Genomic DNA, 11,823 nt, shown 5'->3' with positions numbered 1-11,823 from the left:
GGCCCACGGTGTCGGTGTCGGCGGTGGTGCGAGGGTGGTCGCGCCGCCGACACCGACGCCGTGGGCCTGGCTCAACGCGCGCCTCGACGCTCCCGGCGGCGTGCACCTCACTCTGTTCGAGGAGCTCGGCCCGAACACGGCTCAGCCGGGCCGTACGCCGGGGACCTCCGAGGCGGAGTAGGTAGTCTGCATCGCAGGCGCCTCGACCTGAGAGGGACACCCGGATGACAAACCATCCCCGCCGCATTGACCACCTCGTCCTCGCCGTTCACGACTTGGACAGTGCGGCGGGCTTCTACGACCGCCTGGGCTTCCAGGTCGGCGCACGCAACCGTCACCCGTGGGGCACGGAGAACCACGTGATCCAGTTCGCGTCGTCATTTCTCGAGCTGATCACGGTCGCCGATGCCGAACTCATCCCTGCGCACGCGCCACACTCGTTCAGCTTCGGACAGTTCATCCGGGACTACCTGTCCACACGTCAGGGTCTGGCCATGGTCGCCCTCGACAGTGCCGACGCGGAGGCGGATGCGGCCGACTACGCACGCGAGGGCATCGGTGACTATCAGCCGTTCACCTTCGAGCGCTCGGGCCGCGCAGCCGACGGGACCGAGACCCACGTCGCGTTCACCCTCGCGTTCGCCACCGACGAGCGGCTGCGGCACGCTTCCTTCTTCGTCTGCCAGCAGCACCATCCTGAGGCGTTCTGGAGCCCACCGCTGCAGCGCCACGGCAACGGGTCCACGAACGTCTCCGGCGTCTGCCTGCGCGTCGAGCACCCGGCCGACCACTCCGGCTTCTTGCGGGTGTTCACGGGTGGGCGGCCGTCGGACGACGGACGTCTCTACGGGCTCGAGCACGGCGGCCGCCTCGAGCTCGAGTCGACGGCCGGGCAGAACCGGCTCGCCGGATTCACCGGGTTCACTGTCAGTGTTCCTGACCTCGGCGCGACGGGGCGACAACTCGCCGCAGAGCGCATTCCGTTCGAGGACTCTCCCCACCGCATCGTGATCCCCCCGGACCAAGCTTTCGGTGCAGAGATCGCATTCGCGAACGCGCGACTCCGTAGCAGGCCACGCACACTCCCTGCTCCCGGAGGGCCGAGCGGGCACGGGTCGCTGAGTCGCTGAAAGCGCCACGCAGCGGTGGACCGCTTCGTCGACGTTGCGCGGCCACCGAGGTTGGCGCCCAAATCGAGGCGCTGTCCGAGCACGGGCCCAACATCGGCCCCGAGTGGCACCCGGATCAGAGTCAGGTGGCTCAAGGGCGGAGGGGGTCCAGTTCGAGCCGGAGCACGTAGGTCATGGCCGCTGCGTGGTCGTCGGCGCCAAGAAGTAAGCGTGGGCCACGAAGGTGCTCCGGGTCTGGTCTGTGGAAGAGCCGCGCGCCGCCGCCCTGCCGGAGATGGGCGAGCTTGTGCGCGCGGGTGGCCTCGGGGCCGCTGCTGTGGGCGTGAGCCGTTCCCGTGGAGCCCCCCACGCTCATGAACGTGATGAGGGCCGCGGCAACGCCGCACGTGATCCTGCCGGGCCGTTTGGGCTCACTGGTGAGGTTCATGGTGTGCCTTCGCCTGTGAAGTTCCGCGGCCCTGCCACGCAGGTGAGTGCTGGTCTGCAAAGGGGCGGTCGGCAGTCTGCGGAACTGCGCCTGACGCAGGGACGTGTGCATGGTGTTGGCTCGTCATCGGGCCTCCTGGCTGGTGGTGACAGAAGCCTGCCCCTCACCGCGGGGGAAGATGCCGGGGCCGCAGGCGCAAACGCCGGGGAGACTGCGCCTAGCGCGTCGGGTTCGCCGTGAACTTCCGGTAGAGCGCAGTGGTGGCGGACCCGGGCGCGACGCCGAGCTCGGTGTGCAGTCGTTCGGTGAGGTCTCGGTAGAGCTGCGCCACGCGGGCTCGTTCGCCCGCTTGCCCCAGCACGGTCATCAGCCCCCGGTAGGCGTCCTCGTTGAACGGGTCGAAGGCGATTGCTCGGCGATAGACCGGTGCGGCTTCGCCAAGGAGGTGCGCTTCGAGCAGCAGCCGGCCGAGGGCCAACAGTGCCGCGCGGTTTCGCCCGCTCAGTTCGTCGCGGCGGGACAGCACCCAGGCGGCAGAGCTGCCGGGAAGGAAGTCGCCGGCATAGAGGTCGGTCGCTCGGCGCAAATGACGGCGCTGTGCTTCGTCCTTCGAGTTTCGCGCCGCTCGAAGCTCATCCATGAATTCTGCGACGTCGTAGCGGCACTGGCCGCGCGCGTCGAAGCGGTAGACCCCTTGCGCATATACCAACCATTGGGGCTCTTCGAGGGCACGGCGCAGGTCCCGCAGGGCGGTGTGCAGTGCATTGCGCAACTGATGGGACGGGGCCTCCGGCCACAGAAGTTGCCCGAGCTGCTCCTTGGTGCGTGGGGTGCCGTCGGCGAGGAGGAACAACAGCTCGCGCGGCTTGGCGTACCACCACTGGGAGGAGGGAAGGTCATGTCCAGCGATCCGCACACGCGAGGTCCCGAGCGCCTGGACGTCCAGGCGTCGACGGTCGACGCGGACGTCGTCCTTGGGCTCGTCGGCTTCATCGGCCTCCGAAGGAGGTGGATCCGGTGAGCGATCGGGCAGCGGCAGCAGGCCGCGTGAGCAGTCGAGCAGGTCGTCCAGCCGGCGCCCTCGTCCAGCCTCCAGGGCTGTCGCGAACCGGCCGCCGAGGCCGCGGGCCAGTGTGGACGTGGTAACGGCTACATCGTCGCGTTCGACCGGCGCGACCGGTGCGCCGATGTCCTGACGTAAAGCGGTCGCTGCACCGAGCAGAGCAGCGGCTCGCTCGGGCCCCGTGCCCGCGAGCGTTGCCGCTAGGTCCTCGAGGACAGCAGCAGTCCGCCAGCGGTCACCGAGCTCGCGGTGGCCCTTGAGAGCCTCGAGTAGTCGATCGCGAGCCTCATCACGTCGTCCCTGCTTGCACGCCACGAGCCCGAGTTGGTGCTGACACCATGCGACTCCCTCGCGATAGCCGATCCCTCGTGAGAGTTGGTGGCATTCGGTCAAAAGCCGCGTCGCGGATGTGAGGTCGGCTCGATACCGCGCCACGACGCCGCGGCTCAACAGAGACCAGACGAGACCCTCGGTGTCACCCAGTGACTGGAAGAGCGGCCCCGTGCTGGCGCACAGCTCGTCCGCGCCGTCGAGGTCGCCTTGCAGCCATGCGACGAAGCCAAGGTAGTTGTCCGACCGAGCCACCGCGCGTGTGTCGCCCCGGCGTGTGGCCAGGTACCGACTCTCGGCGTACAACCGTTGTGCGTCGGCGTATCGTCCTTGTTCTCTGGCCACGCTGCCGAGGGTGAGCAATACCTCGGCGACCCCCTGGTTGTCATCCAGTTGGCGATAACGCTGCAGGCTGCTGTTCAGCCGGCGCTGAGCCATTTCGTAGTCACACTGCAGGAAGGCCAGGGTCCCGCTGCCGCGCAGGGCCTCGGCCAGGACCTCAACGGGTGCGTTGCCGCCCACCTCGACCGCCCAGTCGAGCCATTGACGGCCTTCGCGGTAGAGCCCGCGCAGATAACAGAGTGACCACAGTGCGGCGGCCAGCCGCACACCGAGCAGGTGCTCGCCCCTGGCTCGCGCGAAACTCAGGGCGGCACGCAGGTTGCTGCCTTCTGCCTCGAGCCGGCCAAGCTCAGCCAGTACGCCCTCGCCGGTCAGCCGCGGCGCCGACTCCTCGGCCAGGCACGTGAAGTACTCCAAGTGAGCCAAGCCGGTCGCGTCCAGCTCCCCGCTGTCGACGAGTTTGCGGCGTCCATAGTCGCGCACCGTGCTGAGCAGCCGGTAGCGGACGATGTCTCGACCGCGGGTCACCTGCAGCAGCGACTTGTCCACCAGCCGGCCGAGCAGGACGACCACCTCGGCGGCGTCCGGCGCAGCGACGATGGCGGTCGCGGCAGCCAGGTCGAAATGGCCCGGGAAGATGCTGATGCGTCGGAACAACTGCCGCTCCTCGGGACTGAGGAGGTCGTGGCTCCACTCCAGGGTCGCACGCAGGGTGCGGTGGCGATCCGGCCCCCGGCGTCCGTCGTCGCTGAGCAGATCCGATGAGCGGTCGAGAGCGTCGGCGAGTTGCGCTGTCCCCAGCACCCGGACCCGCGCTGCGGCCAGTTCGAGTGCGAGCGGTATGCCGTCCACCCGCCTGCAGATTCGCAGGACTGCCTTGGCGTTGTCCGCTGTGAGCTCGAAGTCCCCGATCAGGTCTCGACAGCGCGCCACGAACAAGTTGGCCGCACAGGCCTGCTGCAAATTGTCGGGCGTCAGGGCCAAACCTGGTCCAGGCATCTGCAGCGGCGCGACGACCTGGATGAGCTCGCCTGGAAGGCCGAGTCGTTCACGGCTCGTGGCCAGGACCGTGAGCCCGGGGCAGTTGGTGAGCAGCTCGGCACAGAGTTGGGCGCTGGCATCGAGGAGCTGGTCGCAATTGTCCAGGATCAACAGCGCTGATCGCACCTCAAGTTGTTGGATCAGGTCATAGGTACTTCCTTGCGTGGAGCGCCCGGCGATGCCAAGCGCCTCCGCGATCGCCGTGCCGACGGCCGGAGCATCTGTCACCGGTGCGAGGTCGACCCAGTGCACCCCGTCGACGAAGGACGAGGCCGTCAGAGGTGCAACCGCGATCGCTATGCGTGTTTTGCCGACGCCGCCCGGGCCGGTGAGAGTGACGAGCCGACTGTGCTTCAGCAAGTTGGTTGCCTTGGCAACGTCGTCGACACGACCCACGAGCCCGGTGAGCGGCACCGGCAACCTGGACCCTGACGGCGCCGGCCGAATGGCAGTCGTCGATCGGTGCTCGGCCACGGCCGAGACCCGAACAGACCGCTGTAAGCCCACACTGCGGATTGTCCCACTGCGCGGTCCTTTGTGAAGGGTGTCAGCTGGCACGGCCGCCCCGGCTGCGGGTCCCCAGCGTTTGCCCCTACGGCCCCGGCACCGCCCCTCGCGGGGCGCAGCAGGCTCTCGACACGGCCAGCCAGGAGGCGCTCATGAACGAGACCTACACCATGTGCACATCACCGGCTCGTACCTGTCCGCAAAATCGCAATCGCGGCTCCGGTGGCCAGGAGACGTCATGACGAACCAGGTCGGGCCCATCATGGCGGCGCTTGCAGGAGCGTTGGGAGCGGCCGACACCTTCCCATACGTGCGGGACACGCTCCGCAGGACGACCGTCCCGCACCGCGGCACCTGGCTGATCTGGAGTGTGCTGGGGGTGGTTGCCGTGCAGGCTCAGCGAGCGGACGGTGCCCGCTGGAGCCTGCTGCCACTCGTCGTTCAGGCTGCGGGGACCTGCTTGGTGTTCGGGCTTTCCATCCAGTTCGGCAGCGGGAGACCCTCGCCATCGGAAGTTGCCCTTCTCGCTCTGGCCGGAGCCGGCGTCGCGGGGTGGCTGACCGCGGGCGCACCGGTCGTGGCAACCTGCTGCGTGATAGCGGCCGATTTGGTAGGGGCACTGATGATGGCGCCGAAGGCCTGGCGCCAGCCGCACTCGGAGACCCTGTCGCTGTTCCTGATGGCCGCGCTGGGCGGCGCCAGCACGGGCGCAGCCGTCGGGTCCTTCTCGGCGCCGCTGCTGGTCTATCCCGTCTACTACTTCCTGGTCAACGCCGGTCTCGCCACCATGATCGCCCATCGCCGTACGGTCCTTGCCACCGCTCGCCTGGGCCGGACAACAACCGTCACTCGGGAGCCGTCACCCGACCAAGCTCGACAACGGAGCGCATAGTCGCTGGACTCGCCGCCCCGGTTCAGGACCGCCAGACCGTCAGGGAGAGGAAGAAGAAGGAGCCCGACAACTGACGGATCCGGAAGTGGTGACCGCCTGCCGAGAGGTTGCACGGGTGAGGCTGGGTGATCGTCCCGTTGACGGGAAGCGGGCCGAAGGACGAGTTGTCGATCAGACACTCGACCAGAGCGGGGCCCGCGTAGCTCTGTAGCCGGGCGGTGCAGATGTATGCCCCGGCCTGGGGCGCAGTGAAGAAGCAGTTGATCCGACCGGATCTCGTCTGCTCGGAGCCCCAAGCGTCGAAACCCTTGTCGGAAAACCATACTCGACACTCATCGAGGTTCCGCTGCAGGTTCGTGAAGCCATCGAAATGGTCGACGTCCCATAGGTCGAGGTAGCGTGCGCTGCCGAACTTCGAACACACCGTAAAGACCGCAACCGGAAGCCACGATCCCGGGTCGAGGAACTGGGGAAACGCCTTGAACACCTTCTCGGCGCCCTTTGTCGCGTGAAGTGCGGCCAGCGCCTCTTCGGCGCTCACCTCGAGATCGGCCGGCACGATCCCTACGCGTGGGTCGACGTCCTCGGACTGCATCGAGTCCAATACTCGAACGACGAACTCGTCCGACTTGCCACCGTTGTTCATGGCGCCTCCTTCGCGGGGTCGGACCCGGGTGCGAGCCCTGGAAACACCGCCTGAACAGTAGGAGGGGGGCCCACCCCGCGTGATACGACCGGCGCGCGGCACGCCGCGTACCTGAGGCAAGATGGTGACGTGCGCCAAGGAGGCGGACGGCGCCATGTCGGATGAGGACAAGAAGCGCGCAGCGCACCAAGTCCTGGTGGCTCATCCGGACGCTCTCCGGCCATCCACTCCCGGACGCCGCGAAGCCCCGATCGAGGACGGGCTCCGGGCCACGCTGAGGATGCTGGGCAAACTGACCCGAGAGAGGACCGTGGACGCCGAGGACATGCGGGAGCTGTTGTCCACAGGTGTTTCCCACCAGCAGGTCGAGGACGCACTGGCGGTCTGTGCCGCCTTCAACACGACCGATCGGCTCGCTGACGCCTTCGGCTTCGAGCTGCTGAGTCCGGCGGCCTGCGACGCCGGCGCCAAGTACCTGCTCAGACGGGGTTACCGATAGGACTCCAGCCACGATCGGAGCCCGTCGGTGAGGCGAACTCGGCGAGGCCGCACCCGCGTAGGGTGCCGAGCGTGAGCGTGAGCCGACCCCGGCACCGGTGCCAGGACCCCGTCGAGCACTCCTCGTGACCGCGGGCAAGGTGCAGCGGTCCGGCTGGGCGGTGGTCGTCGCCCTACTGGTGGCCGACATGGTCTACGGCTTCCAGCAGACCGCGATCTCGCCGGCGATCCCAACCGTCCAGCAGGACCTGTCTGCCTCCCGCGAATGGACGGTGTGGCTGTTCTCCGGCTATCTCATCGTCGGTTCGGTTGCCCCCGTCTTTCTCGGCAAACTGGGGGACCGCATCGGACGCACGCGCGTCTACCTCTGGGCGTTGGTGGTGTTCGCCCTCGGCAGCGTCGCGACGGCAGTGGCACCCAACATCGAACTCGTCGTGATCTTCCGGATGGTCCAGGGGGTCGGCGGGGTCGTGTTTCCCCTCAGCTTCGCCATCGCGACCGAGGTCTTGCCGCGGGAAAAGGCCAACACCGCCATCGGGGTGCTGACCGGCGGGTTCGGACTCGGTGCGGTGCTGGGCTTTCCCGTCGGTGGGGCACTGGCCCAACTGCTGTCGTGGCGGTGGATCTTCGGGGTCGGCGCGATCGCCCTTGCCCTGGCGATCCTCATGGTCAGGTTCGTGGTGCCGTCCCTGGGGGGCGGGGTACCGCGCGGACTTGACACCCCCGGCGCGGCCTTGTTCGGCGGGGCGATCGCGGCCCTGATCGTGGCGATCACCGAGGCCCACACCGCGGCTGGACCGGCCCGCTGCCACTGGTGATGTTCGGTCTCACGGTGGTGCTGGGGGCGGCCTGGTACCGGCGCGAGACCCACACCCGCGAGCCGCTGATGGACCTGCAGGTGCTGCGCTCCCGTGGTGTCCTGCTCACGAACCTGACCTCGCTGCTCGGAGGGTATGCCGTGTTCGGCACCAACATCGTGCTGCCGTTCCTCCTGGAGGGGTCGGGGGAGGCACCCGGGGCCAGCGCGTTCGGGCTCGCGGCCGGTCCGCTGCTGATCGGCCTCGTGCTCATGCCGCGAGCGCTCGGGCAGGCCGTGTTCTCACCCCTGACCGGCCCGCTGGTGGACGCGTTCGGTCACCGAGCCGTGTTCACTGCTGGGATGGTGCTCTCCGCGTTGGGCACCTTCGGGCTCGCGCTGTTCCGTGGCCAGCTGTGGATGGTGATGGTGGAGCTGGCGGTGCTGGGCGTCGGATTCGGTTTCGTGGTCAGCCTCAGCGGGAGCATCATCGCGCTCGCCGCCGAGCCGGGGGAGACCGGTATCGCCACCTCGATCACGTCGGTGTTGCGACGGGCCGGCGGAGCGGTCGGCGCGCAGGTGTCGATCGCCGTCCTGGCGCTGCTCGCGGCTCCGGGCGGTGGACCCAGCAACACGGCATACACCGTCAGCTTCGCCGTCTGCGGCCTCGCCGCCCTGGCTGGTGCCTGCTGCGCAGCGCTCATCGCGCCGCGCCGGCGAGTCGTCGGGCGGGAATCGCCGGTGGATGCGCGTGACGAGGACTTCTGACGACGCGCCGGGGGGCTGGCGCGGTTGCCTTCTGATGGCTGGCGTGGACGTCGTACGGCCTACCCGGACGCCGACGGCGTCACGCCCCTCGTCCCTCTACGCTGGTGAGATGCGCCATGACATCGACAACCTTCTGGCCGAGCGGGAGGAGCGGCTCGAGGCAGAGCTTGCGGAACTGACGAAGCCGGCCGGCGAGCTCGGCACGATCTCCTTCGGCAAGCGTGTCGGCGAGGGGACCTCGATGGCGGTCGACCGGCTCACGGCGGTGTCGACGCAGGAGCACCTGCTGGCCATGTTGGAAGACGTTCGCCGGGCACGAGAGCGCTTGGCTGACGGCAGCTACGGCCGGTGCGAGGTGTGTGGGGAGCCGATCCCGGAAGAGCGGCTCGAGGTGCGCCCGTGGGCGCTCCGCTGCGTCCAGCACAGCTGAGGGAGTCACGCGGTCGAGCAGCGCGAACTCGATCGCGCCGGGTTGTGGGTGTCGGCGGCCATCCGGTCCGCGTGCTCGAGCGCCCTGACGTCGTCGTGATCCTGGCCCACCGCGCCGGTGTCGCGGTCGGTGACGTCTCCTCCATCCGCCGCCTACCTCGACGGCCGAGAGGAGTTGCTTCGAAGGGCGAGCTGGGCGCTGGCGACGACGGTCAGCTCGCTGATGACGGACACGATCCCGAGGGGCTCGAGCCAGTTGCCGACGTCGTCGGCCAGCATCGGGAAGGCGACGATCCTGGTCGCGGCGTAGCCGAGGACCGCGAGGCCGCACACAGCGGTGGCGCCGAGGTAGACCGCCGCGGAGTCGTGAGCCACCGCGGCGGCGGCCAGGGCAAGGCAGGCGATGGTGAGCAGGATGAACAGCACGCCCATGTAGGGCGCTTCGTGCAGGTGCTCTCCGGTGACAGGAATGTGAGCGACGGCGGCGACCACCGCCGCCGGGGCAAGCAACAGCCGCCACGGCGAATGGTAGGACTCGGTCACCGTGCGTGAGGCGGACAGGGACACGGACATGGCGTCCTCCAACGGACGTGCCGGACTGCCCTGGATGCTTCCAGGGAGATCAGGCGGGATGGGACGAGACGAGGGTGGCGTAGGCGACGATGTTGTGGTCGTAGTGGCCGATGGTGGGGTTCCAGGTGCCGCCACAGGTGATCAGACGCAACTCGGCCCGGTCGGTGTTGCCGTAGACCTCGGTGGTGGGGAACCGGTCCTTCGGGTAGCTGTCCACCCGGTCGACGCGGAACACCGCGACGCGGTGGTCGGCCCGGGCGACCGAGATCCGCGCGCCTGGTTCGAGGTCACCGAGGTCGTAGAAGACGGCGGGACCCTGGTCGTCGTCGACATGCCCGAGGATGACGGCGGGGCCGAGCTGGCCCGGGGTGGGCGAGCCGCGGTACCAGCCGGCAGGGGCGCCGCCGTCCAGCGGGGGGACCTGCACCGAGCCGTCAGGGTTGGTGCCCAGGGTGATCAGCGTGCTGTGCACGCCGATGCTGGTGATGTCCAGCCGAACCGGTTTCGAGCGCGGCAGCACCGGGCCCACCGAGGTCGGGGTCGGAGTGCGGGCGGGCGACGACGCCCCGCCGGGCTGACGCACGGCCGGCCGGGTCGGCATGACGTGACTGTCCTTGCGGGCGGACCGACCGGTGGAGGGAGCAATCGGGCTCGAGGTCGTCGGTGAGGTGCTGGCCCTGGCGGTGGGACCGTCCGCCGCCGCAGCCGGGGGCTGCGGCGGCGGATCCGGCTCGGAGGAGACGAAGCCCACGATCGACAGCAGGCCACCGACCGCCAGCAGCGCGGCCAGCACGGTCAACCCGATGCCATATCGGCCATATCGCCCACCCGGCCGACCGTGCTGGTGCCCACCGCTCATGGCTGCTCCTTCGCCTCTCCTGGTCTGCTCCACGCCTCTCGGCGCCCCTCCCCGCCGAGGGTGATCCGGGTGTCGCTCAGTGCTGGTTGCTCAGCTTGCGACGAGCCACCACGGCGCCACCGGCTGCGAGCAGAAGGCCACCACCGAGCAACAGCATGCCCTCGTCGGCAGTGCCGGACGTGCCACCGCCACCGGTCTGCGCCGGCCCGGAGGGGACGTTGGCCATCTGTGCGGGCTTGACCGATCCACACAGGGCCGGCGAGGTCGCGGCCAGCGGCAGCGACGGCACCAGCTCGCTCTTCTCGCCCTGCGCCTTCTTGCTGAGGGTGGCCGGGTCCAGCCCGTGCACCACTACCACGGCGTTGCCGTCCTTGACCGACTTCATCGTGTCCGCGTTCATCGTGAAGGTGCGCTGGTAGGTATAGCTGCCACCCATCCCGGCGACCTTGAGGTCGGTGCCCGCCTTGGGACTGGTGTCACCGCTGGTCGACAGGGTGGTCCCGATCATCCCGTAGGCCGGATGTCCCTCGACGGTGCTCACGACACCGTCACCGTTCTTGTCGGCCGACGGGTCGGGGCACACGCCCTGACCCATGATGTGGATGTGCTGCACGTGCGGGTAGGGGTTGCCCCCGAACGTGTCCGCCAGGCCGCTGACCTTCTCGGTGACCGTGGCCTGGTTGCCGTTCAGCGTCAGCATGAACGTGCCCGACCCGGTGGCGTGGTTCAAGGGCGACAGCGTCGCCTGGTAGGAGTCTCCGGACGCGGCCGACGCGGTGGCCGGAAGCGCGATCGCGCCTGCCGCACACATCATCAGGGCCGGTCCGAGCAGCAGAGTTGACTTCTTCATGGAATGGACTTCCTCTCAATCGACGCCGGGGGCCCCGGCTGGTCATGGCTTCGACATCAGGGGTTTCGATGCCACCGACCAGACGGATTGCCGATTGGTGAGGAAATTTTGCGAAGCGGGTCGAGCCCGGTGCCGAGCCGGTGCCTGCGCGGGGACTCAGGCGAAGTCGAAGGTGACCAACGGCTTGGTGGTGGGCTGGTCGGAGCCGCCTGCGGGCTCGACGGTCACTCCCGCTCCGTGCGCGTCGGCCGCGTCACCGTCCAGCAGCAAGGTCACCTCGTGGTCGTCGGAGCGCGGCATCAACCCGGCCTTGACGGGATGGCCGGACGCGTCGAAGTACCAGACCTCGTAGACGTGCCCTGCGGGCGGCTCGGGCATCCCCTTGGCGACGATCACCGCGCGGCCCTTGCTCGACGATCGCACCACCGTGACCGTCGCACCCTCGACCGGCTTGACAAACCGTTGCGCGTCAGGGGCGCGGGTGACCTGCTCCACGGCGGTCAGCTGGCGGGTCGACTGGTCCGGGCTCCAGGGATGCCAGGTCAGGCCCCCGACCACCAGCACGAGCGCCGCAGCCGCACCGGCGACCCAGGCCGCCCACCGCCCGGGCGACTTCTGCGGTCGCCTGCCGCGGCGCGTCGCCAGCTCGTCGGCCGCCCCACGCCCCGGCAG

At 69.0% G+C, this 11,823-nt stretch carries 12 protein-coding genes and 1 pseudogene; 7 read left to right on the top strand and 6 right to left on the bottom strand.

From position 1 onward, the window contains the following. Both FRW57_RS24015 and FRW57_RS10120 read left to right on the top strand, forming a co-directional pair. Positions 1-181 (top strand): annotated as a pseudogene (locus tag FRW57_RS24015) (hypothetical protein); the annotation flags it as partial. 43 nt (positions 182-224) lie between these two features. Further along, positions 225-1,130 carry a VOC family protein gene (locus tag FRW57_RS10120; protein ID WP_137121173.1) on the top strand — a complete coding sequence of 302 codons (906 nt, stop codon included), beginning with the start codon at positions 225-227 and terminating at the stop codon, positions 1,128-1,130. Positions 1,131-1,774: 644 nt separating this feature from the next. Here FRW57_RS10120 and FRW57_RS10115 read toward each other — a convergent pair. Then, on the bottom strand, positions 1,775-4,561 hold the full coding sequence (locus FRW57_RS10115) for a tetratricopeptide repeat protein (protein WP_152185940.1): 2,787 nt from the start codon (positions 4,559-4,561) through the stop codon (positions 1,775-1,777). 517 nt (positions 4,562-5,078) lie between these two features. On the opposite strand from FRW57_RS10115, the gene FRW57_RS10110 reads away from it, so the two are divergent. Continuing rightward, positions 5,079-5,732, top strand: a complete 654-nt coding sequence (locus FRW57_RS10110; protein WP_137121171.1) for a hypothetical protein — start codon at positions 5,079-5,081, stop codon at positions 5,730-5,732. Positions 5,733-5,754: 22 nt separating this feature from the next. Here FRW57_RS10110 and FRW57_RS10105 read toward each other — a convergent pair whose 3' ends face one another. Further along, the gene (locus FRW57_RS10105) at positions 5,755-6,378 is read right to left on the bottom strand and encodes a hypothetical protein (RefSeq protein ID WP_137121170.1); all 624 of its coding nucleotides are present in this window, start codon (positions 6,376-6,378) and stop codon (positions 5,755-5,757) included. A gap of 154 nt (positions 6,379-6,532) precedes the next feature. Here FRW57_RS10105 and FRW57_RS10100 point away from each other — a divergent pair, with 154 nt between their 5' ends. The 4 genes from FRW57_RS10100 to FRW57_RS10085 all read left to right on the top strand — a co-directional run bounded on the left by FRW57_RS10100 (position 6,533) and on the right by FRW57_RS10085 (position 8,870). Further along, positions 6,533-6,877, top strand: a complete 345-nt coding sequence (locus FRW57_RS10100; RefSeq protein WP_202911482.1) for a carboxymuconolactone decarboxylase family protein — start codon at positions 6,533-6,535, stop codon at positions 6,875-6,877. A gap of 124 nt (positions 6,878-7,001) precedes the next feature. Beyond that, a complete protein-coding gene (locus FRW57_RS10095; protein ID WP_152185939.1) occupies positions 7,002-7,694 on the top strand; it encodes an MFS transporter in 693 nt (230 codons plus the stop codon). Further along, positions 7,694-8,440: an MFS transporter gene (locus FRW57_RS10090; RefSeq protein ID WP_238384630.1), complete on the top strand. Its 747-nt coding sequence runs from the start codon at positions 7,694-7,696 to the stop codon at positions 8,438-8,440. The genes FRW57_RS10095 and FRW57_RS10090 overlap by 1 nt, the downstream gene beginning before the upstream one ends. A gap of 109 nt (positions 8,441-8,549) precedes the next feature. Then, positions 8,550-8,870 (top strand): TraR/DksA family transcriptional regulator, encoded by a 321-nt coding sequence (locus FRW57_RS10085; RefSeq protein WP_137121167.1) that lies wholly within the window; start codon positions 8,550-8,552, stop codon positions 8,868-8,870. A 152-nt stretch (positions 8,871-9,022) separates the two neighbouring features. Here FRW57_RS10085 and FRW57_RS10080 read toward each other — a convergent pair whose 3' ends face one another. The 4 genes from FRW57_RS10080 to FRW57_RS10065 form a co-directional block, all read right to left on the bottom strand. Further along, entirely contained in the window at positions 9,023-9,442 is a 420-nt protein-coding gene (locus FRW57_RS10080) for a hypothetical protein (RefSeq protein ID WP_137121166.1), read from the bottom strand. A gap of 49 nt (positions 9,443-9,491) precedes the next feature. Beyond that, positions 9,492-10,301, bottom strand: coding sequence for a class F sortase (locus FRW57_RS10075; protein WP_238384618.1), 810 nt, complete (start codon positions 10,299-10,301; stop codon positions 9,492-9,494). 76 nt (positions 10,302-10,377) lie between these two features. Further along, positions 10,378-11,151 carry a hypothetical protein gene (locus FRW57_RS10070; protein ID WP_137121165.1) on the bottom strand — a complete coding sequence of 258 codons (774 nt, stop codon included), beginning with the start codon at positions 11,149-11,151 and terminating at the stop codon, positions 10,378-10,380. A gap of 156 nt (positions 11,152-11,307) precedes the next feature. Beyond that, positions 11,308-11,823 (bottom strand): anti-sigma factor (locus FRW57_RS10065; protein ID WP_162529329.1); only part of this gene is annotated, 516 nt, incomplete at its 5' end.

This window comes from Segeticoccus rhizosphaerae (genome assembly GCF_009192725.1).
Taxonomy (GTDB): domain Bacteria; phylum Actinomycetota; class Actinomycetes; order Actinomycetales; family Dermatophilaceae; genus Segeticoccus; species Segeticoccus rhizosphaerae.
The sequence above is the reverse complement of the archived record's forward strand: the minus strand, read 5'-3'. Positions and strand labels throughout refer to the sequence as shown.

Excerpts from the sequence above, each read along its gene's own strand:
- FRW57_RS10120 (WP_137121173.1), top strand. The coding sequence starts at position 225 with ATGACAAACCATCCCCGCCGCATTGACCACCTCGTCCTCGCCGTTCAC.
- FRW57_RS10110 (WP_137121171.1), top strand. The coding sequence starts at position 5,079 with ATGACGAACCAGGTCGGGCCCATCATGGCGGCGCTTGCAGGAGCGTTG.
- FRW57_RS10105 (WP_137121170.1), bottom strand. The coding sequence starts at position 6,378 with ATGAACAACGGTGGCAAGTCGGACGAGTTCGTCGTTCGAGTATTGGAC.
- FRW57_RS10100 (WP_202911482.1), top strand. The coding sequence starts at position 6,533 with ATGTCGGATGAGGACAAGAAGCGCGCAGCGCACCAAGTCCTGGTGGCT.
- FRW57_RS10090 (WP_238384630.1), top strand. The coding sequence starts at position 7,694 with ATGTTCGGTCTCACGGTGGTGCTGGGGGCGGCCTGGTACCGGCGCGAG.
- FRW57_RS10085 (WP_137121167.1), top strand. The coding sequence starts at position 8,550 with ATGCGCCATGACATCGACAACCTTCTGGCCGAGCGGGAGGAGCGGCTC.
- FRW57_RS10080 (WP_137121166.1), bottom strand. The coding sequence starts at position 9,442 with ATGTCCGTGTCCCTGTCCGCCTCACGCACGGTGACCGAGTCCTACCAT.
- FRW57_RS10075 (WP_238384618.1), bottom strand. The coding sequence starts at position 10,301 with ATGAGCGGTGGGCACCAGCACGGTCGGCCGGGTGGGCGATATGGCCGA.
- FRW57_RS10070 (WP_137121165.1), bottom strand. The coding sequence starts at position 11,151 with ATGAAGAAGTCAACTCTGCTGCTCGGACCGGCCCTGATGATGTGTGCG.